Source organism: Ruegeria sp. AF1, assembly GCF_056542125.1.
Window position 1 is genome coordinate 1 of the sequence record NZ_JBQFZG010000024.1, and the last position, 26,360, is coordinate 26,360.

The 26,360-nt window shown below is 54.9% G+C and carries 25 protein-coding genes and 1 tRNA gene; 13 read left to right on the forward strand and 13 right to left on the reverse strand.

Translation table 11 applies throughout. The features are described 5' to 3' along the window. Window positions 1-283: 283 nt before the first annotated feature. Complete coding sequence (gene msrQ, locus ACR0BK_RS19130) at window positions 284-898, reverse strand: protein-methionine-sulfoxide reductase heme-binding subunit MsrQ (protein ID WP_480555929.1); 615 nt, start codon at window positions 896-898, stop codon at window positions 284-286. A gap of 4 nt (window positions 899-902) precedes the next feature. Beyond that, on the reverse strand, window positions 903-1,805 hold the full coding sequence (gene msrP, locus ACR0BK_RS19135) for a protein-methionine-sulfoxide reductase catalytic subunit MsrP (RefSeq protein WP_480555944.1): 903 nt from the start codon (window positions 1,803-1,805) through the stop codon (window positions 903-905). A gap of 379 nt (window positions 1,806-2,184) precedes the next feature. Between msrP and ACR0BK_RS19140 the strand changes: the two genes are divergently transcribed. Next, entirely contained in the window at window positions 2,185-3,000 is an 816-nt protein-coding gene (locus ACR0BK_RS19140; RefSeq protein ID WP_480555930.1) for a cyclase family protein, read from the forward strand. A 97-nt stretch (window positions 3,001-3,097) separates the two neighbouring features. Continuing rightward, window positions 3,098-3,721 carry a class I SAM-dependent methyltransferase gene (locus tag ACR0BK_RS19145; protein ID WP_480474869.1) on the forward strand — a complete coding sequence of 208 codons (624 nt, stop codon included), beginning with the start codon at window positions 3,098-3,100 and terminating at the stop codon, window positions 3,719-3,721. A 53-nt stretch (window positions 3,722-3,774) separates the two neighbouring features. Here the strand turns inward: ACR0BK_RS19145 and clpB are convergent, their stop codons facing one another. Further along, the gene (gene clpB, locus ACR0BK_RS19150) at window positions 3,775-6,393 is read right to left on the reverse strand and encodes an ATP-dependent chaperone ClpB (protein WP_480555931.1); all 2,619 of its coding nucleotides are present in this window, start codon (window positions 6,391-6,393) and stop codon (window positions 3,775-3,777) included. Between the two features lie 125 nt (window positions 6,394-6,518). Next, window positions 6,519-6,836 carry a hypothetical protein gene (locus tag ACR0BK_RS19155; RefSeq protein WP_480521174.1) on the reverse strand — a complete coding sequence of 106 codons (318 nt, stop codon included), beginning with the start codon at window positions 6,834-6,836 and terminating at the stop codon, window positions 6,519-6,521. A 139-nt stretch (window positions 6,837-6,975) separates the two neighbouring features. On the opposite strand from ACR0BK_RS19155, the gene pyrF reads away from it, so the two are divergent. Both pyrF and ACR0BK_RS19165 read left to right on the forward strand, forming a co-directional pair. Next, a complete protein-coding gene (gene pyrF, locus ACR0BK_RS19160) occupies window positions 6,976-7,680 on the forward strand; it encodes an orotidine-5'-phosphate decarboxylase (protein WP_480474867.1) in 705 nt (234 codons plus the stop codon). Window positions 7,681-8,030: 350 nt separating this feature from the next. Continuing rightward, window positions 8,031-9,284: a DNA polymerase IV gene (locus ACR0BK_RS19165; protein ID WP_480555932.1), complete on the forward strand. Its 1,254-nt coding sequence runs from the start codon at window positions 8,031-8,033 to the stop codon at window positions 9,282-9,284. A 2-nt stretch (window positions 9,285-9,286) separates the two neighbouring features. On the opposite strand, the gene ACR0BK_RS19170 is transcribed toward ACR0BK_RS19165, so the two are convergent. Beyond that, window positions 9,287-10,147, reverse strand: coding sequence for an N-formylglutamate amidohydrolase (locus ACR0BK_RS19170; RefSeq protein ID WP_480521176.1), 861 nt, complete (start codon window positions 10,145-10,147; stop codon window positions 9,287-9,289). A 148-nt stretch (window positions 10,148-10,295) separates the two neighbouring features. On the opposite strand from ACR0BK_RS19170, the gene ACR0BK_RS19175 reads away from it, so the two are divergent. From ACR0BK_RS19175 to ACR0BK_RS19195, 5 genes are all read left to right on the forward strand, one after another. Then, window positions 10,296-10,370, forward strand: a tRNA-Val gene (locus ACR0BK_RS19175). A gap of 90 nt (window positions 10,371-10,460) precedes the next feature. Continuing rightward, window positions 10,461-10,586, forward strand: a complete 126-nt coding sequence (ykgO, locus tag ACR0BK_RS19180; RefSeq protein WP_085868787.1) for a type B 50S ribosomal protein L36 — start codon at window positions 10,461-10,463, stop codon at window positions 10,584-10,586. 225 nt (window positions 10,587-10,811) lie between these two features. After that, window positions 10,812-11,828, forward strand: a complete 1,017-nt coding sequence (locus ACR0BK_RS19185; protein ID WP_480521179.1) for a Fe(3+) ABC transporter substrate-binding protein — start codon at window positions 10,812-10,814, stop codon at window positions 11,826-11,828. 117 nt (window positions 11,829-11,945) lie between these two features. Then, a complete protein-coding gene (locus ACR0BK_RS19190; protein WP_480521181.1) occupies window positions 11,946-12,500 on the forward strand; it encodes a helix-turn-helix domain-containing protein in 555 nt (184 codons plus the stop codon). After that, window positions 12,497-13,018: an N-acetyltransferase family protein gene (locus ACR0BK_RS19195; protein WP_480521183.1), complete on the forward strand. Its 522-nt coding sequence runs from the start codon at window positions 12,497-12,499 to the stop codon at window positions 13,016-13,018. The genes ACR0BK_RS19190 and ACR0BK_RS19195 overlap by 4 nt, the downstream gene beginning before the upstream one ends. Before the next feature lie 16 nt (window positions 13,019-13,034). Here ACR0BK_RS19195 and ACR0BK_RS19200 read toward each other — a convergent pair whose 3' ends face one another. Beyond that, window positions 13,035-13,835, reverse strand: a complete 801-nt coding sequence (locus tag ACR0BK_RS19200; RefSeq protein ID WP_480555933.1) for a phenylalanine 4-monooxygenase — start codon at window positions 13,833-13,835, stop codon at window positions 13,035-13,037. A 119-nt stretch (window positions 13,836-13,954) separates the two neighbouring features. On the opposite strand from ACR0BK_RS19200, the gene ACR0BK_RS19205 reads away from it, so the two are divergent. Beyond that, complete coding sequence (locus ACR0BK_RS19205; protein ID WP_480474860.1) at window positions 13,955-14,413, forward strand: Lrp/AsnC family transcriptional regulator; 459 nt, start codon at window positions 13,955-13,957, stop codon at window positions 14,411-14,413. Window positions 14,414-14,564: 151 nt separating this feature from the next. On the opposite strand, the gene ACR0BK_RS19210 is transcribed toward ACR0BK_RS19205, so the two are convergent. The 7 genes from ACR0BK_RS19210 to ACR0BK_RS19240 all read right to left on the reverse strand — a co-directional run bounded on the left by ACR0BK_RS19210 (window position 14,565) and on the right by ACR0BK_RS19240 (window position 23,350). Next, complete coding sequence (locus ACR0BK_RS19210) at window positions 14,565-17,357, reverse strand: bifunctional aconitate hydratase 2/2-methylisocitrate dehydratase (protein WP_480555934.1); 2,793 nt, start codon at window positions 17,355-17,357, stop codon at window positions 14,565-14,567. 670 nt (window positions 17,358-18,027) lie between these two features. Then, window positions 18,028-18,789, reverse strand: a complete 762-nt coding sequence (locus ACR0BK_RS19215) for an adenylate/guanylate cyclase domain-containing protein (protein ID WP_480555935.1) — start codon at window positions 18,787-18,789, stop codon at window positions 18,028-18,030. A gap of 288 nt (window positions 18,790-19,077) precedes the next feature. Continuing rightward, complete coding sequence (locus ACR0BK_RS19220) at window positions 19,078-20,547, reverse strand: flavin-containing monooxygenase (RefSeq protein WP_480555936.1); 1,470 nt, start codon at window positions 20,545-20,547, stop codon at window positions 19,078-19,080. Next, on the reverse strand, window positions 20,544-20,783 hold the full coding sequence (locus ACR0BK_RS19225) for a hypothetical protein (RefSeq protein ID WP_480555937.1): 240 nt from the start codon (window positions 20,781-20,783) through the stop codon (window positions 20,544-20,546). The genes ACR0BK_RS19220 and ACR0BK_RS19225 overlap by 4 nt, the downstream gene beginning before the upstream one ends. A gap of 687 nt (window positions 20,784-21,470) precedes the next feature. Then, window positions 21,471-22,007 carry a hypothetical protein gene (locus ACR0BK_RS19230; RefSeq protein WP_480521194.1) on the reverse strand — a complete coding sequence of 179 codons (537 nt, stop codon included), beginning with the start codon at window positions 22,005-22,007 and terminating at the stop codon, window positions 21,471-21,473. Further along, window positions 21,991-22,761, reverse strand: coding sequence for a hypothetical protein (locus ACR0BK_RS19235; protein WP_480555938.1), 771 nt, complete (start codon window positions 22,759-22,761; stop codon window positions 21,991-21,993). Before ACR0BK_RS19235 ends, ACR0BK_RS19230 begins: the two co-directional genes overlap by 17 nt. 73 nt (window positions 22,762-22,834) lie before the next feature. After that, window positions 22,835-23,350 (reverse strand): DUF805 domain-containing protein, encoded by a 516-nt coding sequence (locus ACR0BK_RS19240; RefSeq protein WP_480555939.1) that lies wholly within the window; start codon window positions 23,348-23,350, stop codon window positions 22,835-22,837. 565 nt (window positions 23,351-23,915) lie between these two features. On the opposite strand from ACR0BK_RS19240, the gene ACR0BK_RS19245 reads away from it, so the two are divergent. The 3 genes from ACR0BK_RS19245 (at window position 23,916) to ACR0BK_RS19255 (ending at window position 25,548) form a co-directional block, all read left to right on the forward strand. Beyond that, on the forward strand, window positions 23,916-24,215 hold the full coding sequence (locus ACR0BK_RS19245) for a hypothetical protein (RefSeq protein ID WP_480521200.1): 300 nt from the start codon (window positions 23,916-23,918) through the stop codon (window positions 24,213-24,215). A 201-nt stretch (window positions 24,216-24,416) separates the two neighbouring features. Continuing rightward, window positions 24,417-24,878: a hypothetical protein gene (locus ACR0BK_RS19250; protein WP_480555940.1), complete on the forward strand. Its 462-nt coding sequence runs from the start codon at window positions 24,417-24,419 to the stop codon at window positions 24,876-24,878. A gap of 55 nt (window positions 24,879-24,933) precedes the next feature. Beyond that, window positions 24,934-25,548: a hypothetical protein gene (locus ACR0BK_RS19255; protein ID WP_480521204.1), complete on the forward strand. Its 615-nt coding sequence runs from the start codon at window positions 24,934-24,936 to the stop codon at window positions 25,546-25,548. The last annotated feature ends 812 nt before the right edge of the window (window positions 25,549-26,360 follow it).

A 26,360-nucleotide genomic window follows, 5' to 3' on the forward strand; every position in this document is an offset into this window, starting at 1 on the left:
CTCAGATGCCCACCGTCTCTCCGGTGCGTCTCAACCGTCTTTCCAGTCCGTCAGGCCAACCTCAGCTGCGCCGGTGAAGGGGTATTTACGGATTAGACTCCCTACCCGCAAGCGGAAAATGCACAAAAACTATAGAAAATGCAGATTTCAAAATTAATTATTTATTTTCAAATTGTTAGCTGATCCATATCAAGCGGAGGCGCGCCAAAATCGTCGGAAACACAGACGGGGTTCCGCACTTTATCACCTTGTTCATAATGTAACTCACAGACTCGCTTCCGAGTCAGGCAGAATCTGCTGTGTTGGACTGGAGTGACAGGCTTGGAATCGGCAACCGGAGGGTAAGAAGGATGACGATAGCTGCCAAATAGATCAGCGGCTCGATCTGAAACCCTTTTGCCAGCATCACATAATGCAGGCCGCCCAGCAAAGCGGCCGGGTACACCAGCCAATGCAGCCTGCGCCAACGCGGCCCCAGTTGGCGCACCGACCAGTTGTTGGATGTTACCGTCAGAGGCAACAGCAAAAGAAACGCCCCCATTCCAACTGTAATATAAGGACGCTTGAGAATATCCGCCCAAATCTGGCTGGGAAGCTGTACGTCCAGAACCAGCCAGACAAGGAGATGCAGGCTGACATATACAAAAGTCAGCACGCCAATGGCCCGACGGAACTTCATCAGGTTCAAGCCCACAAATCGGCGCAAGGATGTGATGGCCAGACCGGCAATCAGCAATTGTAACGCCAGTTCGCCATAGCGGTGCTCCAGCGCCTCAATCGGTTCGATCCCCAAACCGCCAGTCAGGCCTAGATAGAACAGCCAGGGCGCAGGCAGCACCCCCGTCAAATAAACAGCCCATACCGGAATACGCCGGAGTGTCTGATTGATAGCTTGCATGATTCTAGTAATTCCTGGCCAGATCCATACCTTCATAAAGGCTGGCGACCTCTTCTTCATAACCGTTGAACATCAGCGTCGGTTTACGCGAGGCAAACAAGCCGCCGCCGATTTCACGTTCTGAGGCTTGTGACCAGCGCGGATGATCCACGTTCGGGTTTACATTGCTATAAAACCCGTATTCTCGCGAATTGGCCATATTCCAACTGGTGGGCGGCTCTTGTTCAGCAAGCGTGATACGGACAATCGACTTGATCGATTTAAACCCGTATTTCCACGGCACGACCAGACGCAAAGGCGCGCCGTTCTGATTTGGGATCGGCTTGTTATAGATACCAGTGGCCATGATCGTAAGCGGATGCATCGCCTCATCCAGGCGCAAACCCTCGCGATAGGGCCATTCCAGAATTGGATAGCGTGTTCCCGGCATCTCATCCGGGCGGTGGGCCGTTTCGAACGCCACGTATTTCGCGCCCTCTTTAATCCCTGCCATGTTCAGAAGATCGGCCAATTCGAACCCGTTCCATGGAATGACCATCGACCAGGCTTCAACGCAACGGAAGCGATAGATGCGTTCTTCGATCGTCATCTCGGACAGGATGTCCTTGAAATCATACTCACCGGGACGATCGACCAGACCGTCAATCTTGACGCTCCAGGGTTCGGTCACCAGCGTATGTGCATATTTCGCCGGATCATCTTTTCCGGTCCCGAACTCATAGTAGTTGTTGTAACTCGTGATCTCTTCCCACGTGTTCGGCTCCAGCGCATCCTGCGCCGCAGCTGGTCGACCCATTGCCGCCAAACCAACACCCGCCATCCCGGCCATGACCTGCCGCCGGTTCAGGAACGCCGCCCGTGGGGTGACGTAGGCATGTGTCAATGTATTGGTCCAGCGATGCGCCATCTGGGTCTCCGTCATATTCGTTTGTCATTACAGATTTAGGGTGCTGATAGCACAGACCCATGGAAACAGGCGTCACGTTTGAGCGACGTGATTGTAACGTTCCGGTTGGCGACAGGCCCAGACAGGCGGACTGTGCCGCGCTTTGCCCGTTGTTTGACGGTCGTCACGACCTGAGCCAACTCGCGGTGCTCGAACATTACGCCGGGCATATACGTTTTACTCAGAGCTGGCTCTGAAAGGAGAATTACAGCCGGGTAGCCTGCCTGCAGTCTTTACAACTGCGGGTCCAAAACTGCACTCTGTCCGACAGGCACCATACGCGATCAACAGTGTGGCGGGCCTGTTTTTGCAGCCGCGTGGCCGCAATGGGAGGACAAAAATGTGTGATATCTGTGTAATGAACGCCGTAAAAGACAGGATGCTGTCCCGGCGCGGGTTCTTCAAAGCTGCTGCGGCATCGGGTGTTGCGGCTGCCGCAACCGGAGCAATGGCACCGGCCGCACTGGCCGCGGGGCATGGCGGTGTCCAAGACATGACCCACACGCTCAGCCCGGAGTTCCCGACCTGGGGCGGAGAGCCGGGCATCTCGGCTGAACAGGCATTCAATTTCGCGGAACACGGATTCAATCTGTTCAATTTGTCGATTAATGAGCATACGGGCACGCATATAGATGCCCCACTGCACTTTTCTGCGGATGGAGCTTCAGTCGATGAAATCCCGGTCTCAGATCTGGTTGCACCACTTTGCGTGGTCGATATCGCAGCCCGCGCAGCAGAAGACGCCGATACGCGTTTAACCCCTGATGACCTGAAAGCCTGGATAGCCACCAACGGTGACATCCCCGACGGGGCCTGCGTCGCCATGCACTCGGGATGGGCAGGCAAAACCGCTACGGATAAGTTCCGCAATTTCGACGGCGAAGCGCAGCATTACCCAGGCTTTCACGTTGAAGCTGCGCAGATGCTGATGGAGGAAACCGGGGCGCGGTCAATTGCCGTTGACACCTTGTCACTGGATCACGGCATGTCTGCGGATTTCGCCACCCATTATGCCTGGTTGCCTTCTGGCCGGTTCGGGATCGAATGCCTGGCCAATCTGGACCGGGTACCCGCGACGGGCGCGACACTTGTTATTGGCGCACCGAAACACGCTGGCGGTACCGGAGGTCCGGCGCGGATACTTGCGCTGATCTGACCTAACTGACGTACGGCGAAACTGGCCCGCTTTCTTCAGTGGGCCAGTTTCCTTCTGCGCATTCCATGAGTGGTAGGCACTGAGAGAAAGCCAGCCAATGGGCAAGACCAAATCTGATACCACACGGCGCTATGATACCGCTGCACCAAAATGGCGGGATAAGATGCGTGCTCTTGGTTATTACGATGCGTATCTTGGTTTTCTGTCAGCAAGTCAGCTCGCGCCAGAGCATAACAATCGGGTTGTTGATATCGGTGCCGGAACCGCCTCGTTTGCAGAAGCCTGGGTCGCTGTTCATGGGTCACCCGTCGAAGTAACCCTTCTCGAACCCAGTCAAGCCATGTTGAAACAGGGTCAAAGCGCGTTACAGGCGCGGGGTGTCGAGCCAAGACTTGTGCAGGGCTTGTTAGGGTCTGTCGTTCTGGAACCCGCTGATGTGGCACTGGCTGCGCATGTCATCGAACATTGCCTCGATCCTTTGTGCGCACTTGAGCAGATTCACGATTTGATGCGCCCTAGTGGTCGTTTGTATCTGGTGGTGTCAAAGCCGCATTGGTGCAATGCGATCATCTGGCTGCAATGGCGCCATCGCACATTCGGCAGAGAAGAAATTCTGGGACTATTGCACAAAGCTGGCTTCGAATGCGAATGTGAGCACTCATTTCCCGCAGGCCCACCATCCCGGACAAGCCGGGGAATTTTGGCGCGTCGGAGAACGTAGATTCAGACAAATAAAGACCCGCCAATACGGCGGGTCTTCCGTTTGTGCCTAAGTCAATGCACCACTGCGTCATCCGGGCGGGGCCGTTCCGACGTCCCCAACCGGTCACCGATGATCAAGCCATCTGCCCCGGCGGTGACCGGAACGACCTCACCATCCTTGATATCACCGGCCAGCAGCGCTTCGGCCAGCGGGTTCTGCAGGGCGCGCTGAATCACGCGTTTCAGCGGGCGGGCTCCGAAGACAGGGTCATAGCCTTCGTTGGCCAGCCATTCCTTGGCGCCATCGTCCAGGGCCAGCTCGATCTTGCGGGCCGCCAAGCGTTTTTGCAGACGCGCCATCTGGATATCGACGATGCCATCCATATCGGCCCGCTTGAGCCGGTCAAAGATGATCGTTTCGTCCAGACGGTTCAGGAACTCGGGCCGGAAATGTGCCCGCACCGCATCCATCACGTCACGGCGGGCCTGCGCGCTGTCCGCGCCATCGGGCAACTGGCTGAGCGCCTGAGAGCCGAGGTTCGACGTCAGAATGATCAGCGTCTGCTTGAAGTCCACGGTGCGGCCCTGACCATCGGTCAGCACACCGTCATCCAGAACCTGCAACAGCACGTTGAACACATCCGGGTGCGCCTTTTCGACCTCGTCAAACAGCACGACCTGATAGGGCCTGCGCCGCACGGCTTCGGTCAGCACACCGCCTTCGTCATAACCGACATAGCCCGGAGGGGCACCGATCAGACGGGCAACCGCGTGTTTCTCCATGAACTCGGACATGTCGATGCGCACCATCGCGTTGTCGTCGTCGAACAGGAAGTTCGCCACGGCCTTGGTCAGCTCGGTCTTACCCACGCCGGTCGGTCCGAGGAACAGGAACGATCCCAGTGGGCGGCCTTCGTCATTCAGACCCGCTCGCGCACGGCGCACGGCGTTGGCGACAGCAGTCACCGCTGCATCCTGACCAATCACGCGGGAATGCAGAGCGTCTTCCATCCGCAACAGCTTCTCGCGCTCACCTTCCAGCATTTTCGAGGTCGGGATACCGGTCCAGCGTTCCACGACAGAAGCAATCTGTTCAGGGCGCACCGTTTCCTCGGCCATCATACCATTGCTTTCGGCGTTCTCGGCCTCGGTCAGCTTTTTCTCAAGCTCGGGGATGACGCCATAGGACAGTTCCCCCGCTTTGGCCAGGTTGCCTTCACGCTTGGCGATCTCAAGATCAGCGCGCGCCTTGTCGAGCTGTTCCTTCAGGTCACGGGCACCCGCCAGCTTGTCGCGTTCGGCCTGCCATTGCGCTGTCATCTCGGCGGATCGTTCCTGCAAATCGGCCAGGTCCTTTTGCAAGGTTTCCAGACGATCTTTCGAGGCCGCGTCATCTTCAAGCTTCAGTGCCTCTTCCTCGATCTGCATCTGGAGGATGTTCCGGTCGAGTTGATCGAGTTCTTCGGGCTTGCTGTCGACCTCCATCCGCAAACGCGATGCGGCCTCGTCGACAAGGTCGATCGCTTTGTCGGGCAGAAAGCGGTCAGTTATATAACGGTGCGACAGGGTCGCCGCTGAAACAAGCGCTGAATCCGAGATGCGCACACCGTGGTGCAGTTCGTACTTTTCCTTGATGCCGCGCAGGATGCTGATCGTATCTTCGACCGTCGGCTCCTGCACCATTACAGGCTGGAACCGGCGCGCAAGGGCTGCGTCTTTTTCCACGTATTTGCGGTACTCGTCCAGCGTGGTCGCACCGATACAATGCAGCTCGCCGCGGGCAAGCGCAGGCTTGATCAGGTTGGCCGCATCCATTGCACCATCAGATTTCCCGGCACCGACCAGCGTATGCATTTCGTCGATGAACAGGATGATTTCACCCGCAGCTTCAGTCACCTCGGTCAGAACGGCCTTGAGGCGTTCTTCGAATTCACCGCGATATTTCGCACCGGCGATCAGCGCACCCATATCGAGCGCAAGCAGCTTCTTGTCCTTCAGCGATTCCGGCACATCGCCGTTGATGATACGCAGGGCCATGCCCTCGGCAATCGCGGTCTTACCGACGCCGGGCTCACCAATCAGAACCGGGTTGTTTTTGGTGCGACGCGACAGAACCTGCATCGAACGGCGGATTTCCTCATCCCGACCGATGATCGGATCAATTTTGCCTTCGGCTGCAGCCTCGGTCAGGTCACGCGCGTACTTCTTGAGCGCGTCATAGCCTTCTTCCGCCGACGCGCTGTCAGCGGTGCGACCCTTGCGGATGTCGTTAATCGCTTCGTTCAGTTTTTGCGCTGATACGGCTCCGGCGTCCAATGCATCCTTGGCCTTGGACTTCACCATGCACAGCGCCATCAAAACACGTTCAACCGGCACGAAACTGTCGCCTGCCTTTGAGGCTATCTTTGCGGCCTCGTCCAGGACTTTGGCAGTCTGGCCATCCATGTAAATCTGGCTCGCGTCACCGCTGACCTTGGGGATTTTCCCCATCGCAGTGTCCAGCGCCTCAACCACGCGGCTCGGCGCGCCGCCCGCGCGTGTGATCAGGTTGCTGGCCAACCCCTGATCGTCATCCATCAGTGCTTTGAGTATATGCGTGGGCTCCAGCCTCTGGTGCCCCTCGCGCAGCGCAATGGTCTGCGCAGCCTGCACGAATCCCCGTGCCCGCTCGGTGAACTTGTTCAAGTCCATGATATTCTCCTTTTCCAAGCGCCCCGTTTTGACATGCCCGCCTGGCAGCACATATCGGTCGAAGCCTCACATTCAATCTGGGAAATATCTTCGGTGGTTCAAGAGGCTAAAACACAGAAATCGACCTATTCGCGCTGGATGGTATAGACTGTATAACCACCAGTCTCGGCGACCTGAACGGCACCCAAATCATTCACCAAAGTTTGGGCTGCCGCACTTCCCGTCGGGCAAGAGACCAGATCTGCGGTATGGTCCAGGAAATTGCCGGTAAACGCCGTTTCACCAGTAAGTTGACACCAATCACCCTCAGACCTGTAACCACCAACCAAACGCAAATCGTCATTGGTCGGCACTGGTGCAGCCCCTGTGTCCGGTGTTTCGGGTGGCGTGTCATTACACGCAGCCAGTGCAATCAACGCGCCCAGCAGAACCAGCTTATTCATTTTTTACCCCTTATTTTGAATTCAAGTTATCAATACAGAGCACGATAACACGAATTGAAGCTGCCTGCGCGGCTTAGCAGATGGACAGAGCCGCCCGAAGCCGCTAGGACGCAGACGTTTGCCAAAAAGGAGCGCCCCCATGTCAGATGACCGCCTGATCGTAGCCCTTGATGTCCCCAACGCTCTGCAAGGGTTGGCCATGGCTGAACGTTTGGGGGACAGCGTTTCTTTCTACAAAATCGGGCTGGGTATGCTGACCGGTGGCGGGTTGGCATTGGCCAACGAGCTGAAACAGGACCACGGCAAGCGCATCTTCCTGGACATGAAATTGTTCGACATTGGCAATACTGTAGAAAATGCCGTTCGGGGGTTGGCGCAATTCGATCTGGATTTTCTGACCGTGCATGGTGACCCTCATGTGGTGCGCGCTGCCAAAGAAGGTGCTGCGGGTAAAGACCTGAAGATCCTCGCCGTGACTATCCTGACCTCGCTGAACCGCGACGATTTGGACGCAAGTCTTCTGAAATCCGGCGATGTGCAGGACTTGGTTGTCGAACGCGCGGCCAAAGCCTTTGAAGCCGGAGCTGATGGCGTTATCGCCAGCCCGCAGGAAGCCGCCCTGATCCGTGCTCTGCCACAGGCTGAAGGGCGTCTGATTGTAACCCCTGGTGTGCGCCCGGCTGGCGCAGCGCTTGGTGATCAGAAACGTGTAGCCACCCCGGCAAGCGCCATTCAGGATGGCGCAGATCACATCGTTGTTGGCCGCCCGATTTATCAGGCAAAAGACCCAAAGGCCGCTGCTGAGGCCGTTCTTTCCGAATTAAATTCTCTCAAGGTGTGCTAAGACCACCTGGTCATTTCAGGTGGGTTTTGCGTTGGATTTTCCGCGCAACAAGTTGACCTAAGGTCACTTTTTGACGAAACCGCGCCAAATCGTCTCTGTGCCAGAAAACACACATTCAAAACCCGAGTTTTCTCGGCACAACCTTCATCCTATCGAAACTAATGATTTTCAGGGATTCTGAAGGGGAAATACTCCCCTACGAACCGCTTCTTCCTGAGGTTCGTTACTTCCCCCCGCGATGTGCGGGGGGTCTTCTTTTCAAATCATCCCATGCCAGCAGGGCCTTTGATCCAGGATCACAGGTGATATAAAGAACTTCCAAGCCAACTGCGGAACGCATGAGGACGCAGATGCCCGGTCTTTGCCGAGATTGCCTGACCACATTGTCAAACGAACAACGCTGTACTGCCTGTGGCAGTCCGCGGGTAAAGACTCACTCGGAACTGTTTGACCTGTCGATTGCCCATATGGATTGTGACGCCTTCTATGCCTCGGTGGAGAAACGTGACAACCCTGAACTGGCGGACAAACCGGTTATCATTGGCGGCGGCAAGCGCGGCGTTGTTTCAACTGCCTGCTACGTTGCCCGTATTCGCGGTGTCCGGTCGGCCATGCCCATGTTCAAGGCGTTGCAACTCTGCCCCGAAGCCGTCGTGATCAAGCCGCGCATGTCCGTCTACGCCCAGGTGTCGCGCGACATCCGCGCCATGATGGATGAATTGACACCCGTGGTCGAACCCCTGTCGCTGGACGAAGCCTTCATGGACCTGTCGGGAACCGAACGTTTGCATGGCGCGCCACCGGCCGTCATGCTGGCGCGTCTGGTCAAGCGCATGAAGGATGAAATCGGTGTCACCGGCTCAATCGGGTTAAGTCACAACAAGTTTTTGGCCAAGGTCGCATCGGACCTCGACAAACCGCGCGGATTTTCAGTGATTGGCAAGGCGGAAACGGCAGAGTTTCTGAGTGACAAACCCGTAAGGTTGATCTGGGGCATTGGCCCGGCTGCGCAGGAAGCGCTGGACCAGGCCGGGATCAGAACTTTCAGTGATTTGCTGCGTTGGGATCAGGAGGCACTTACCGCACGGTTCGGTTCGATGGGATATCGCCTGTGGCACTTGGCCCGGGGTCAGGACAAGCGACGCGTATCTGCGCATGAGCCGATGAAATCCATCAGCAACGAGACGACATTTTTCGAAGACACGTCGAGCCTTGATATTCTGGACGGCCATTTGTGGCGCATGGCCCTGAAAGTGTCGGACCGCGCCAAGGCAAAGGATCTGGCAGGTCGGGTTGTCACGTTGAAACTGAAGAAAGCCAATCACAAGATCCTGACGCGGCGCGTGTCCTTGCGGGATGCGACACAGATTGCCGACCGGATTTACCGCACGGCCCGGGGCCTGTTCGATCAGGTTGTCGATCAGGGGCCGTATCGGTTGTTGGGCTGTGGTTTGTCTGACCTTTGCCCGGCGGATCAGGCGGATATTTCCGGCGACCTGCTGGATCCGGATGCTGCCCGCAGATCAAAGGCCGAACGGGCCACCGACGAGATTCGCCAGCGGTTCGGGGCCGAAGCAATCATGAAGGGCCGTGCGCTGCGCTGATATTATTCCGCCGCCAGACGCTCTGGGCTCGCACCCAGGCTGGAAATCTCCCGGACCACCTGCCTGAGCAGCTTCGAGAACGCCATGAAATTGGCATTGGGCGCGATTTTTTCTTCGTCCATGTACAAAGCGCGATCGATCTCGATCTGAACAGCGTGCTGCTGGCGACCGGGACGACCATAGGTTTGTGTCACATATGCCCCGGCAAAAGGCGCATTGCGTGCCACGTTGAGACCCGCTGCCGCAAAAGCCGCTTCAATGAGGTCCACAACCTCAGAGGATGCGGACGCGCCAAACCGGTCGCCCAACACGATCTCGGGCCGCCTTCCGCGCGCAGTGCCTGCCATGGCCACCGCCTCGTGCGGCATCGAGTGGCAGTCCACCAGAATTGCCTGTCCGAACATCTCGTGTGATTCGGCCAGCAGGGATTTCAACCGCGCATGATAAGGGCGCCAATAAGTGTCGATGCGCAGCCGCGCTTCGTCCATGGTGAGTTTGCCGCGATAAATTGCCCGACCGTTGGCTACCACGCGGGGAATCACCCCGAGCCCTGACGCGACCCTTGGATTATGCCCGAGCCTGCGGGCACCGCTGATCAAGGCCGGGTCAAGTTCATCCAGACTGCGGTTCAAATCCAGATAGGCGCGTGGCATGGCCGCCTTGATCAAAGGGGCACCGTTTTCCGCGGCGGGCGCGAACAACTGATCAACAAAGGCGTCTTCTGAGGATCGAATCACGCTCCGGTTCAATACGGACCGGTTCAGAAAAGCCTCAGGATACTCCCGCCCGCTATGAGGCGATGAAAAAACCACGCACGAGGTGCGGTTTTCGGGTATATCCAATACATAGGCTGCGCTTTGCATGATCCCTCCGTGCTCGTAATCAACATAGACCGGAAAAATTGTTCTTCCAAACCCCTTGAACCCATTTGCGACTCCTTTTATAGACCCGCTACCGGCGCGGGGATCCGCGCCCCATTTCGTTATGGGGCAAGGCACGCAAAGGGAAAGTGGGCGGTTAGCTCAGCGGTAGAGCACTTCGTTGACATCGAAGGGGTCACAAGTTCGATCCTTGTACCGCCCACCATGATTTCACTGTTCCGGTTCTCCGGGACACCCGATTAACCCAGGCGCTGGCCACGTCCTTGATGAAGGCGCCGCAGATTGGAGACAGACCATGAAGGTCAGGAACTCGCTCCGCTCGCTCAAGAACCGGCACCGTGACTGCCGGATTGTGCGTCGCAAAGGCCGCGTCTACGTGATCAACAAGACGCAGCGCAAGTTCAAAGCGCGTCAGGGCTAAGAACTGCACATCACTGCTTAAAGAAACCGCACCTTCGGGTGCGGTTTTTTTGTTCCTCGATACACTGGTCGAAGGTTTGGTTGTTTTCAGGAAATTCGACAGTACGGTCGCGACCTTTTGACCGAGTAAATCAGTCGGATTTACTTGCATCCCGCCCAGAATCATATAATTGAGAAAATCAGTCGGATTAATGACCGGCCCGAAATTCAATTGTTGAGGCACACTATGCTGAAATCCACGACCTGCCTGGCCGCCGCGCTGTCGGCTCTGATCGCAACATCTGCCGCCGCCGAAGGCGAGCTGAACCTTTATTCGTCGCGCCACTATGACACCGACGAACGGCTGTATACCGACTTTGAAGACGCAACTGGCATCAAGATTAACAGGATCGAAGGCAAAGCGGATGAACTGATTGCCCGGATGGAAGCGGAAGGCGCAAACTCACCTGCCGACGTGATGCTGACCGTGGACACGTCGCGCCTGGCACGAGCCAAGAACGCAGGTATCCTGCAATCGATCGACAGCGCAAAACTGGAAGAGCGCATTCCAGCCAACCTGCAGGACAGCGACAATCAGTGGTTTGGTTTCTCGCAACGCGGTCGGATCATCTTTTTCGACAAGGAAAACGTGACCAACCCGCCGGCCACCTACGCTGATCTGGCCAAACCGGAATACAAGGGAATGGTTTGTATCCGGTCTTCGACCAACACCTACAACCAGACCCTGCTGGCGTCGATCATCACACACGAAGGCACTGAAGCCGCCAAGTCCTGGGCCGAGGGTGTTGTCGCCAACATGGCGCGTGACCCGCAGGGCGGTGACACCGACCAGTTGCGCGGCATCGTTTCGGGCGAGTGTGAAATCGCGGTTTCGAACACCTACTATTTCGCGCGTTCCATTCGCACAGACGTCAAAGGCTTGTCCTCAGACCGCGACATGATCGACTGGGTCTTCCCGAACCAGGACAGCTATGGCGCGCATATGAATCTATCCGGTGGTGGGGTCGCCGCGCACGCACCCAACAAGGAAAACGCGATCCTGTTCCTTGAGTATCTGGCCAGCGATCAGGCGCAGAAATACTTCTCGGCGGGCAATGACGAGTTCCCGGCTGTTCCAAATGTCGAACTGGCCGAGTCGGTCAAGGCGCTGGGTGAATTCAAGGCCGACGACGTGAACCTTTCAGACGTTGCAAAGAACATCCCCGAAGCGCAGAAGATCTTTAACGAAGTTGGCTGGAAGTAATCTTTCTTAGCGCTGACTTATTGAAAAGGATGCGGATTGTTCGCATCCTTTTTCGTTGATATGTGATATTTGTTAGTGTACTTTCTCATATATGAGAAATTTTTTCACGATGGTGTAATGCCTGACACCCTGTCAAACCGCCTTGCCAATCGCCTGAGCGAGCTGCGCCGCGGGCGCGGTTGGTCTTTGGATTACCTTGCCGAACGCAGCAGGATCAGCCGCGCCACCTTGTCCCGTATGGAAAAAGGGGATGTCAGCCCAACAGCCGACAACCTAGGCCGTCTGTGTGCTGCATACGATCTGCCGATCTCACGCCTGCTGATGATGGTTGAAGACAGCTTTGACCCCAAGGTTCCATTCGAACACCAGACCGAGTGGCGCGACCCTGAAACCGGCTTCACCCGCCGTGCTGTTTCACCACCCGCAAATGGATTGAACGCCGAGGTTCTGGAATGCCACCTTCCCCGGGACAGGGTCATTACCTACGAAGTGCCAACTAAATCGGGGCAAGAGCATCATCTGATCTTAGTGGACGGAGCGCTTACCCTGACGGTCGATGGAACACCCCACGCGCTGAACGCCGGAGATTGCCTGCGCTATCATCTGTCAGGACCGACCCGGTTTGAAACAGGGGCGTCGCGTGGCGCACGTTACCTGCTGGTGCTTATATGATCACGCGCCTGACCGATAACGATTTTGACGCGGCGCTGGACGACCTGGCAGAAATCCTGCATGCCTGTGTTCACGATGGGGCCAGCATAGGTTTCATACTTCCGTTTACCCTGAATGATGCGCGTGCGTACTGGCAACAATACGTACAGCCCGGTCTTAGGTCAGGTAAACTGGACTTGTTCGTTTCGAATGACGGTCCCCGCATTGCAGGCACCGTCCAACTGATCCCGGCGGCAATGCCCAACCAACCCCACCGCGCCGACGTGGCGAAACTTCTGGTCCACCCCAACGCCAGACGGCGGGGGTTAGGCCGATCCCTGATGAATGCGCTTGTTCTTCGGGCGCGAGAGGTGGGGCGCACGGTGCTAGTACTTGATACGCGCAGCACCGATCCCTCGCGGCTGCTTTATCAAAGCCTCGGGTTTCAGATCGCGGGGGAAATACCGAATTACTGCCGGAACCCATTTGAACCAAAATTCGAGCCCACAACCTATATGTACAAAAACCTTGACCCTTGAAAAGACGCAGCCCCCGCTACTGGGCGGCGGTTACCTTTTCGGGAAACTTGTTCGGCAACAGCCCGAGGCGGCGCGCACGACGAACATCTGCCAGCAGGTCCCGTTCGGCGGCCTCAAACAACTCTTCAGGGTCATCCAGAACAAAATACCCCATCTGGTGCATGTCGATCCGGTAGGGTGTTCGCAGAATCGTAAGAACGTCAAATGGGTCACGATCGGGTATGTCGCTGGTCACGGCATAGACCAGTTCTGTCGGCGACGACGCCAACCCTGAACCCAGCGCCTTGATCTGACCGTTCTGGCGGCGCAGGCCAAACTCGATCGAAAACCAGTAGAGCCTGATCAACCAGGCATAATCCGCGTCATCTGCCTGCTTTCCGGCTAGCCCGATGGCGTGGCTGAACGCGGCAAAACGCGGATCACTTAACAACGGTGTATGTCCGAATATCTCATGAAAGATATCCGGCTCTTCTATATAGTCGAAATCTTCCCGGGAGCGGATGAAAGAGGCGGCCGGAAAAACCCGATCCGCCAGCATCCCGAAAAACGTCTTGAATCCGATCAGCGCCGGAACCGGCTGCACCCGCCAACCGGTCAGGTCCAGCAACAGTTTAGAAATATCTGCACAAGAAGGCACTTTTGTCTTCGGTAGGTCCAGCCGCGCCAAACCGCTTAGGTATTCCGGCGCCATATAGCGCCGTACGTTTTCTTCCTGTGCCGCGTAAAGATCAGCCCAGACCGCATTCTCTTCGTCTGTGTAGGTAATGTGGCCATATTCATCCGCGAGTTTGGCGACATATTTGGTCGATTTGGGCATCAGCATCCTCCTGCATGAGATCAGGATACCTCAACTCACATGGAGAATTTGTTTTGATATTCTGCGCATCGTCTGTATTATGAACGAAACGTTCCGAGATATTGCCATTTGCGGGCCAAATGCTTCACCCTGCCGACATTGATATCTTGCGAGAGCTTCAGGCCAGTGGACGCCTGTCTATGCAGGAACTGGCCGACCGGACCGGGTTGTCGGCTTCGCAATGTTGGCGCCGCGTCCGTGACCTTGAATCGTCCGGGGTGGTTTCAGGGTATCGCGCGCAGGTTTCTGCCAAGGCAGTCGGCCTGAATGCCATTGCCTATGTCCACGTCGCGCTGAAGGACCATCAGGAGAACAGCATCTCGGCGTTTCTTCGTCTGGTCGAGACCGAGCCGCAAATCGTCGAGTGCGCCTCGATCACCGGGGATCACGACTTTATCCTGAAGGTTTACGCCAAATCCCCTGAGGATCTTGAGGTCTTCATCATGCAGCGCCTGTTGAAATCAGGGCTGGTCCGCGACACCCGCAGCAACTTTGTGCTTCGCCAGACCAAGACCCGCGGCCCTTTACCCATTCTTTGACAGGGTCCACCAAAACGGAACCTGAGCGGCTCTGTTAGCGGCATAACCCATCCTTTCTAAGACGTGGTGTTGAAGGGCGGGGTGTGTCACTCAGTTGGAAAAGCCCGGCCACCATTTATTGGCGGCCGGGCTTACAAGGATCAAAACGTCTTCAGAAGTGAGCCGATTTCGCGGTCGCGGGCTTTTCCATCGGCGGCGCGAACTTAGTCAAATCGATCCCCTTTACCGCCGACCTGTATTCCTCGGCGGTTGGGGTCCGGCCCAATATAGCCGAGAGCACGACAACCGGTGTCGACGCAAGCAGGGACTCACCCTTTTTCTCATCGGAGTCTTCAACGACACGACCCTGGAAAAGGCGCGTGGATGTCGCCAGAACGGTATCGCCTTTTGCAGCCTTTTCTTGGTTCCCCATGCAAAGGTTACAGCCGGGCCGCTCAAGGTACAGGATATTTTCGTATTCCGTGCGTGCCTTGTTTTTCGGAAACAGATCGTCGAATTCAAAGCCCGAGTATTTCTGAAGAATGCTCCACTCGCCTTCTTCTTTCAGCTCATCGATGATGTTGTAGGTCGGTGCTGCGACAACCAGCGGGGCCTTGAATTCGACAGTGCCCTGTTCCTCTTCAAGGTTCTTAAGCATCTGCGAGACGATAATCAGATCGCCCTTGTGCACCATGCACGACCCGACAAAGCCCAGATCGACCTTCTTTTCACCCTTGTAGTAGGAAACCGGGCGGATAGTGTCGTGGGTGTAACGCTTTGATACGTCAGCGTTGTTCACATCCGGGTCGGCTATCATCGGTTCGTCGATCTCATCCAGATCAACGACGAGCTCGGCAAAATACTTGGCGTTTTCATCGGGTTTCAGGGCCGGCTTTTCACCCGACCTGATCTCCGCTATCCGCGCATTCGCCTTGTCGATCAGACCTTGCAGCGTCTGGGCTTCGTTTTCCATACCCTTGTCGATCATGATCTGGATGCGGCCTTTGGCGATTTCCAGAGATTCAATCAGCGTGTCATCTTCGGAAATACAGATCGAAGCCTTGGCCTTCATCTCGGCCGTCCAGTCGGTGAATGTGAACGCCTGATCCGCCAGCAAGGTGCCGATATGAACTTCGATGATCCGGCCCTGGAAGACGTTGTCACCGAATGTCTTCAACATCTGCGACTGGGTGGCGTGAACCACGTCGCGGAAATCCATATGGTCTGCCATCTGGCCCTTGAAGGTCACCTTCACCGATTCAGGGATCGGCATCGTGGCTTCACCGGTGGCCAGCGCCAGCGCAACGGTGCCCGAATCCGCTCCAAACGCTACGCCCTTGGACATGCGGGTGTGCGAGTCGCCGCCAATGATGATGGCCCAGTCATCCACGGTGATGTCGTTCAGCACCTTGTGGATTACGTCTGTCATCGAATGGTAAACACCCTTGGGATCACGCGCAGTGATCAGGCCAAAGCTGTTCATGAACTTCATCAGTTTGGGTATGTTCGCCTGCGCCTTTGCGTCCCAAACTGACGCTGTGTGGCACCCGGACTGATATGCGCCATCAACGATGGGCGAGATCACGGTTGCCGCCATAGCTTCCAGCTCCTGCGCGGTCATCAGGCCGGTGGTGTCTTGCGACCCAACGATATTGACCTTCACCCGAGCATCCGAGCCCGCGTGCAGGACCTTTCCGTCAGCCACGCCAACCGCGTTTTTGTTGAAGATCTTCTCGACAGCTGTCAGGCCCTGTCCCTCGTGCGAGATTTCCTTGGACGGAGCAAATGCAGATTCCAGCGCAACACCAAGGGTTTCCGCCGCAAAGGTCTGCAGCTTCTTGCCAAAGACAATAGCGTAAGAGCCGCCAGCCTTGATGAATTCGACCTTTTGCGGCGTGAAGGACGACGATACATCGACAAGCTCTTTATCGCCTGCTTCGTTGTAAAGCTTCTTGTCCTTTGTGTTGATGGTCAGAACGGTTCCGGTCTCGACCGAGTATTTCTGTTCAAGGACAGGACTTTCGTCGTTGTTCAGGATCGGGTTGCCGTCGTCATCCAGCTTTTTGACCCAGTTCTTCAGGTCAATGCCGATACCTCCGGTCACGCCAACGGTGGTCAGAAAGATCGGTGAGATTCCGTTTGTTCCCGCGACAACTGGTGCGATGTTCACATAGGGAACATAAGGGCTGGCTTGCGTTCCGGTCCACAAGGCGACGTTGTTGACGCCGGACATGCGCGACGACCCGACGCCCATTGTCCCTTTTTCGGCGACCAGCATGACACGTTTGTCCGGGTGTTGTTTCTGCAAATCCTGAATCTCGGCCTGCGCCGCCGGTGTGATCATGCATTTTCCATGCAGTTCCCGATCCGCACGAGAATGCGCCTGATTACCGGGCGACAGAAGGTCGGTGGAAATGTCTCCTTCGGCCGCGACATAGGTCACAACCTTGATTTCCTCTTCGATGTCAGGCAGCCGGGTAAAGAACTCGGCCTTGGCATAGCTTTCCAGAATGTCCTTTGCGATCACGTTTCCGGCCTCAAAAGCAGACTTGAGGCGCTGGGTATCCGCATCATACAGGAACACCTGCGTTCTCAGCACCTCTGCCGCCTGACTTGCGATCGACGCATCATCGCCCAGCGCCAGATCCAGCAGAACCTCGACCGAGGGGCCGCCTTTCATATGTGACAACAACTCGAACGCGAAGGCCTGCGAGATTTCTTCGACCGAGGCTTCACCCAGTATGATCTCTTTCAGGAACCGCGCCTTTTCACCAGCTGCGCTGGTTGTACCCGGCAGCGTGTTATAGATGAAATAGGACAAAGACTCGGCGCGGTGAACGTTGTCCACATCTTTGATTTGTTCAATGACTTCCTGAAGCAGCGCACCGTCTTCAATGGGTTTGGGGTGCAAACCTTGCTCTTTGCGCGTCTCGATCTCGTTCAGGTATTCTGTATATAGGCTCATGACGGTTCCGACCATTTAGCTGGTGCGCTGGCAGGTAATAAACCAGCGCCTTAATTTTGTATGCCGCGGTATACTAAATGCTCACAACTTGCAAGACTCTCTCCTGCGACCCTGTGTCCTGATCGAGGATGTATCTGTCGAAATATCTGTCCGTCATGCGTGATTTGTCTGTCGCGGCCAATTGGTATCAGCACACTGGTACCCTAGCCCCCAGTGGCGGAAATCAGTTCCTTGGCCAGTGGCAAGTGTGAGTAACCCAGCCGAGACGGTGTCAATCCCAATCGCAAAATCACCATATCATGAGAGGGGAAGATTCCAATGGACTGTCCATCATGCCCCCGCAACCAGACCGCATCTTCAAAAGGTGGCACATCTCCGGGTGCTTCCAGCCAAAGGTGGCCCTTGGCATATTTGCCATCCGAAGCCGCTTATCGCTGACTCATGCCCTCAGCACACGGCAAACGAACTTTACGATACAAATCCACGGTGAAGATCCTCCCTCCCTCCGTCAAAAGAAAGGGCAAAGCTGGACGACTTATTCGCGCCCGCAGCAGGGTCATCCCGCCGCTACTGTGGCAGGCTTTCTCACCGCCGTTCTCATGGTCGTCCGCCTCAGTGGAGCTGAACCTGTAGGTCGCTGCCTGTGCTCGCAGGAAGTGATCATATGCTCCTAGCATATACGGGCGCTTGTGGGCAGAACGAGATCGATCTTAACCTGTCTTATGCTTGGTGCAATTGAAGCTACAACGTTCTCAGAAATTTGACCCTGGAGGTCAAAAACATCGTCGCGCTTGCCATCGTATCGATCCGCCCAGTCATGCGATCCGGTTTGCGCGCCAATCAGCTTTCCAGTCACACCCAACCGGTTACCAACTCCACAATCAGAACCCTCCAGCACGTAGCGGACACCAAGTTCACGGCCTATACGACGCACATCAACAGAAAGCCCTTTGTAAGAAAAAGAAGAGTTTCGGGCGACTACGAATGTCCAGGGCACTCTGGACAAGCTGGTAATAATGTCTTCGGTAATACCTTCTGCGAAATAGTCCTGCTCTGCGTCAGACGGCAGATTTTCAAACGCCAATACGGCCACTGGAGGTTTGTCAGGGCGAGATTGAGCTGCTGGGCGCGTGGTGACGAATGAAGTCTGAACAGAGTAGGCTGTCACAGTGCGCGCGATATTCTTCAGGTATTGCGATCCTATTTCTGCGAACGCAATATCCACCTTACCTATGACGTCTTCGTATACCCCCATTGAAACGATAATGCCTACGGGAGGAGCCAGACCTTCCAGCCGGGCCGCGATGTTGACGCCGTCACCAAGAACATCACCGTTGTCATCAAAAACATCACCCGCGTGAATTCCCATACGAAATTGAACCTCCGGGATTTGCCCGCGTGCCGCGTTCCGCTCAACCATCTGACGCTGCATCGTTTCCGCACACGCCACCGCATCCAAAACCGAAGAAAACTATGCAAAAAACCGTCACCGGTCTTTTTGAACAGGCGCCCGCCATTCAATCCGATATGCGGCTCCAGCGCTCTAAAGTGACCCTTGTTAGCGTGCAAAGTGGCTTGCTCGTCAGTACTGACAGCGCGCTATAGTCAACAATGTCAGCTGCGAGTATTGCCGCTAGGTGTCGTTCCAAACAAAAACCCTCCCGCGCATCCATTTTAAAGAAGTGTCACAAGGATATTAGGGGCTTCTCGTACAAATCGCTTAGGCTACGTCTCGAAAGTCGGCCGCACGATAAGGCACAATCAGTTCAGAAATCGGCGCCAGGATACCGCGTTTGCGAAGTGGGTCTACACTCATGTCGAGTAGGAGTTCATCGTGATAGTGGAACATGTGAAGCAGAAGTGTGGCGGAACGTCCCGGCCCTTCTGGCATCCATGATTGTTTCCAGGACTTTAGCGCATCGATATCGCTTTGCATGGCCTCAGCATCCGGTAGGAGCACACGACCTGCAACGACTTCCGCAAGCCATTTGGCCTGAAGCGCGAAGGTCGTCACACTCATGAAGGAGGACGCCCGACCCACGAATGCAAGGTTTGGCACCGAGGGGTGTAGGACATGCCGGTATAAATAGAACCCATCCGGCCCATCATCCAAAGAGTTGAGTATCGACTTCGGTAGATATGGGTAGCCGGTCTTCCAGCCCGTGCCGAAGACGACACAATCGACCTCAAGAGAATCCCCATCCGCAAGGTCGATTCCGCTGGAAGAGAATGCACTCACACCTGTTCGATGTGCAGAAATCTTACCAGATCGGATAAAGTCGATGAGCTCAGGACGTGGAACCATAGTTACTTCCGTAAACGCGTCGAATTCGACAGGCGTCTCAGGCATCAGGGTCTCACCACGTGCGATTTGCGTTCGCAATCGTTGCTGGGTACTGAGCAGCAGTTCTACGATACGCCAGAACAGCCAGGGCAACGGATATCCTATTGAGTGGATAGCGCGCACGATTGGGCTGGGTCTCACATACGGAGGGATCAGGGCTGCAACAAGGCGTGTCAGCATTCCCCATTTGAAAGGAAGAACACCCAGCAATTTGCGCGGAACAGGCCAGTGTGCGGTTCGGAATACGAGGTGAACCTTTTCCGCGACACCCACAGCCGAACCCGCTATATCTGTGGCACTTTTTCCGTAACCGATTACAGCGACACGACGACCTTTGAGTTGCGATATGTCTTTAAATTCGCTGGCGTGAAGGACTTCTCCTCCAAAATCTTCACGTTTGGGAATGTTCGGGACATTTGGTGTCTCTGAATAGAGCCCGGTTGCAACAACAACGAGATCGACTTCAACATCTTCAGATCCTTCGGAGCCACTAACCTCAAGTAACCACCCGTCAGTTTTGCGCTCAATCAAGGTGACGCGGGTGCCTAACCGTAAGCACTCTCGTATTCCGAAATGATCGCAATAATCCTCCAGATACTCTCGAAAGACCGGCCCCGGAGTGAAATGAGACGCTTCTTCGGAAAGCGGAAAATCCGGGAACTCGTACAGGTCCTTTTGCACCTGAACGCCAAAATCGTGGTATCCATCCGCCCAGACACCGCCAAGGTACGGATTGCGATCAAAAACAGTGCAGTGGATCCCAACCCTCGTCAGGCATTTTGCAGTAGCAAGCCCGGAAACCCCCGCACCAATGATAGCGGCGGTTTTTACCTCCCCTACTTTCATGCCTCAGTTCCCCATCGCAAAATTCGCGATAAACCCAAGAGAACGACACCCACAAGCCAGAGCGCCAGAACATAGGCACCGAACACAGTCCATAGCGCCCATACCCACAGGCCTTGCCAAATTGTCTTTGCTTGATTTAACCCGGTCTGACCGAGGCGAGAACGCAAAATGAACAACATATTGAGCAGCCCAATCGCAGCGCCGATTGCTGTTCCAATCCAAAAGAAATCGCCCATAACAGCCCCCCAAGGCGATATCAGGATATCACGAAATCACAGTTTTAGAAAGCAAGGCGACCATTGGCGCTTTTGAAATCACAGACGGCATCGAAGTCGCCGTTGCCGTCATGCCCCTGAGAACTCGTTCAAAATCTTAGCTTGCCCGCTCGTACCAAGATTGCCCCTACAGCCTGTTTCAATGAGCTATTGGAGGAAGCCGCAGCAGCACTTGGTAGCGAGATTGGTGTCAGGAAGATACACGTCGACAAACTTTGCAAAGTCTGCTTTCTGCGCATCGCAGACCTTAGCGAGAATCCAAGCAAAAAGGCCGCATGGAACCCAAGGTTCCTTGGGGAGGCCCTTTGCGAGATTGCGCAACGCAAAGGGCCATTACCGCAACGACTAAGCCAAAAACTGATTGAATTCATCACTAAGGCAGACAATCGCGCAGCGCAAAACTATGGGCAAACTACGCAAACTTATGGGGTGTGCGAAGTGTTATGCGCGCACCTACAAACCGTGTAGGTGCGCTCGTAACGCTACATTGCCGACATTGATTTCATTGAAGAAAATCTTGGAACTTTGCCCATAACTCTTCGCGGTATTTGCGCATAACTTTGCACGATTTGCCCATATGTTTGCATGCTATAGAGAACTCATCGAACAAACAGACTCTCAGGCTTACCTGCGGTGCCTAAATGTTACTTACTCCCAATGGCCAGCAGACGAGCGCCAAGTGTTGGCTTCGCCATCCCAAACACTAGCGCTGACGCAAGGCGTTGGGTTTATTGCGTCGCATTTGGATCCATGAATATCTGCCACGACAACGCGTTGACGCCCAAAATCAACAACAGTCCAGCCTTGATTGAGCAATGAATGAACCTCCTCTTCAACCAGGAAGTGCGACATGCATCCGCCAGTTCCGCAGTAAAGAGATGCGGCGCTCGAACACGCAAAACCAGACTCATTCAAAACCCAGTCGCGTTGTAGATCTCCGTCGAGATCGACCCTTTCAACCGCGCCCCAGGCTATGTCAAATTGACCGTCGTTGAACTCCGCGCAGGCTCGTGCCGCCAAATCAACCCTCGCCTGCAAACCGGGCGGAAGTTGCGATACATCAGCCGCGACAGCTGGTGAGGTCCAAACAAGGCCCGAAGCAAGCACAATCCCGGCGACCAAACATTTCATCTTACACGCTATTTGGGAAGCTGGTTGGAAGGAGGTATCAATTGCACTGATCATACCTGTAGTCCCCATATTCCAGCCAGTTTGTCGAGCCTTCGCTAAAAATCAGAAACTCGGACCTGTCCTCCCCAAGCAGGGCGACGACAAATCCGGCGGGCGGCACAGAGTTTCCGAAGTAACTGTAGGCCGTCATGGCTCTGATCGACTCGCCGTTGACCGTTACTCGCGCGTCCCACTCCCCCTCTGGATTGTCCAGAATTACATATTCGATCTGGCGTTTTATCGCTCCACCACCACAATAGACGATGCCTTCGGGTGCTTCGTAGGACCCCCCCTGGCTAGTATCTGAATCGCACGCGGAACGAAGGGACCGAATTGCCGCGCCGGAACCTTTCAAGTCAAAGATTCCGTAGCTTACATCTTGATCAATCATCGACAGATTAACTGTTGCATTGGCCGCAAGCTGGTCCAGTACAAAACCATAGTCCTCTTGACTATTGAAACTGACCTCGACGGGATAGTTGTCGACGATCTGCATGGCAGCGTTTTCTGCGCCAACCTGAAATGCACCAACCTCGGTGGTGCCGTTCTTCAAAAAACGAATGGAGAGCCCCTGCTTTTCCACGATGTCCTGGCTATCCTCATATCCAGCCGGAGCAAAGCGGATACGATTACACTGAAGCTCCAGCGTCATGTTTCCGGTCTGAATAAAGGCATTGGGGTTGGGCCCGGAACTGAACGACCACTTCGCCGATGCTGTGGTTGCTATTACTATCATTAGCGCTCCAATGGAAATCGTCTTGAAACTCATTTTCTCTCTCCATTTTGTTGCGTTTCGCACTTTCATTCAGCAGAGAATCCGGCCCGCCGCCCCGGCCACCAGATCAGTAAACAGGTGCGCCGTATTCGTTTGCGCCTTCTTCCGAAGGTCGTGTCAGCCACCAGATCATCAAGATGGACAGAACCAATTGAAGAATTGAGACAACAACAATACCGGTTACGCCCAGGACTGCGGCGGGTCCTCGTAATGCATCGGGGTTTTCGGTCCCTTGCTCCAACACCGAGAAGAACGCCACCCCACCCAACATAACAAAAAGCGTTGTAATGCTGAGCGCCATCGGCAGCAGCAAATACCAGCCAGGTCGTCCTGTATCATGCAGCCTCCGCCAACCGGCGGCCAGCATAGGTATGATAACTGCAAGTTGGAAAACAAAGGACAGAACCCGAGATCCTTGCCCCGTTTCGGGGTTGGTCCCGAATATGACCGTATCCAGCACAGCTAAAGCAGCACTCACGAGAACCACAAACAAGAAGAACCACCAGTATTCTGAGCGTATAGCCCGACCGGAGAACTGGAAGTATTTCGAGAAACACGTTTTAACGGCTTCAACAAACCCCATTTTCAATCCTTTCTTAGTTTCTGTGCGAACTCAGAACGCGTCGCCGACCCAAAAGAACACATTCTCCCTTATGAGTGCTCCCACCTACCTTTTTGTTTAAAAGCAGAAGCCTATCGTACGAGAGCGTAAAGAAGTTTACAAAAAAAATATTGATTTATGAAGAATAAGATTCAAACATTCGAATTCGACACAACTTTATTTTACCTCCGTTGTGGTCGCTGCTGCTCGCTGTGCCGAGCCCTTCCGACTGCTGGAGTGAGTGCTGGCGGTCGGAAGGCCTTCTCCATTGATCGAGCGTTGGGAGGACGCGATGCTTGGACTTAACGAACTAGCCCTCCCTCCAGAGTTCGCTTTAGCTTTTTCCAGTGGCGCCATTCGGGCATCACGCGTTGTTGGCGGTCTCGGCAGTCAACGAAAAATCGTTCCGTCGAAAAAGCCCTCCGCGGCAGGTTTTGGGCAAGATAGTCACAGGGTCGAGGTATGTTCCATTGGCTGTCCAGATACGAGAGCTTCAAACAAGCACATCCAATTTGATTAATTTCAACGAACCCAGAGGGAGAAGAAAATGACCAACAAGATGGTGAAGATTGCGGGCGCAACTTGTTTCGCACTGCTTGCGGCCTGCGACGATACGAGTACATCAAGCGCGTCAGCCGAGCTCACGCCAGCCCAACAGGCGTGTTTGCGAGATGTAGCCAACACGACGAACAATTCGCAAGTCGTGGTGCTCTCATCCGCCTTTAGCGAGGCGGGAACACAGGTTACTGTAGGCGTTGGTGAGGATCGTGCTCCTTGGAATTGCATTGCTTACAGTGATGGCGCGACAGCTGGTATCGAGTTCCTGGGCGACGAAGGCGCATTGTGACCAGTCTGCTGCGTAGCCGAAAACGGCTGCGCAGCACTGGCTTGATCTGCTGAGGCTCGACTTGGTTTGTAGAACCACCATCATTGTATTCGCGATCCTTTACCTGTTGGCGTTGATTGCATTCTTGACGGGCACATTTGGCTGGTTGGGACAGGAAAGAGACCCTTTGTCCGGGGTGTTCCTTCTGCCGTTGGGACTGCCTTGGATACTTCTGGCGGATTTGGTCTCGGAGTCAGCCAAACCGTTCTTCGCGGCGATTGCACCAGTACTCAATCTGCTAGCGCTGGTCTTGATTTGCAGATGGGCCCGCAGTTTGCGCCAATAGTGAAGCCTGAAATCTTTTTCACCAAAAGTTTGGAAAACATGGGAAAAGTGATCTTGGGTATTGTGATCGGGCTCGTCCTCGGCGTGGTTGGGGCGATGACCCTGGGTGGCGGGACCGCGGTGGGTGTCGGCGTTGCGACAGGCTTTTCCGCCGGTGTCTGCACCACATTGAAAGGAGCACAAGCAGAGAACCTGATCATCCCCGAGCAAGCGGATCAGATTCTCAATCGCGTAAATTCCGAGATGGCATCACTGCAAGGAATTGGAACGATAGACGAGGTCGTCGGCAGCGCACAGGCATGCGATGAGTTTCTATCAAAGTTGAGGGATGCGAAATAAGGTTCCTGCCCACGAGGAACAGAACATCAAGGATGGACCAAAAGAGGACCTGCTTATGAAACGTAGTCTAATGAACCTTGTCACTCCTGTACTTGCGATCAGCGGAACAGCCGCGCTGGCCATGTCAGACGCCGACGACGCTTGCATCGACCATTTGCGGCAGGTTGGTGGACCAGACGGTCAATCCGGTACGATAGAAAGCTCAGAGTTCTCGGAAGCAGGTACGCTCGTCATGCTACGCGACGCAGGCGGAACGCTTTGGCGCTGCATCGCGTACAAGGATGGAAGCATTGGCGAGATGTCGGTTGTCGAGGCGATGGATGATGGCGGTGGCGCCATGGCAGGTGCCCCCGGCTCTACCGGTAACCAACGTGTCAAATTCGATGCCGGCTCCACTGGCGCCGAACTTGTTGGCCAACTCGCGCCCGGAGCGTCGCAGCAATACCTTCTCGGTGCAAAGAACGAACAGTTCCTTTACGTCCGCGTTGCTCCGCGAAATGGCTCCTTGGACTACGTCATTCGTAACCCCGATGATTCTGAACTGTTGGGATTGATGTCGGCGGACAATGAGTATCGAGGACAGCTTTGGCAATCCGGTGATCATGTTGTGGAGGTTATCAATCGCAGCAACTCTTCCGTCGACTACAACGTAATTTTCGGAATTGAATAGGTTATCGACCAGAAATCCTGGATCTCTAGTCCAATACTGCAAGGAGCGAAAAGATGAAATCCAAGGTCCTATTGGTGATAGGCACGGCGTGTATTGCTGCGCTCGCAGCATGCGATGAGAGTGGCGGATCGGTGGATGCAAGTGCACCAACTGTGGGCAGCTCTAGCGATCTTTCGTCATTTGAAGGGGCAAGAGCGGGACAGGCTGAAATGGGCATCCAGAGTCTCGGATTTGAACTTATCCGAAGCGAAGGGCTGACCTCGTACTGGTTTAACACGGATACTGGTGCATGTGCTCGGATCACAACATCTGAGGGAAGGTACTCAGATGTAGCTATGCTGCCATCAGGTGACTGCTGACACATTTTCATCGATCTAACATCCGCAATAGGGAGCACTAGTACGCATTTTGATCTGGCACATGCGGCGGTCATCGTTGTCGCTCTGATTGTTACAAACCTGGCATTGAAGTCGTCCGGCGTGATCAACGAAGAAAGCAAACACCAATGGAACTGGAAAGTTTTTCTGGCCTACTTCGTGGTCGTCTTTATCATCAACCTGGTGTGGCCAATTTAACGCTGCATGGCGGAAGGCTTATCACCCACTTGAAATGGATCTCGAGAATGAGCCGCTCCAATAGATTACAAAGTGGGAAGAGTTTGAGCATAACAGGCTCAAAAATAGAAAGGAGCTGGCATGCGGTTTTTGACGTCACTGATATTCATTGGTGTTCTTGCAACTACTGCAAATTCTGACGTAACCAGTCGAAACGGTGGCCCAAGCAACAGTCAAATGCTTTCAAAGGGTGGCGAC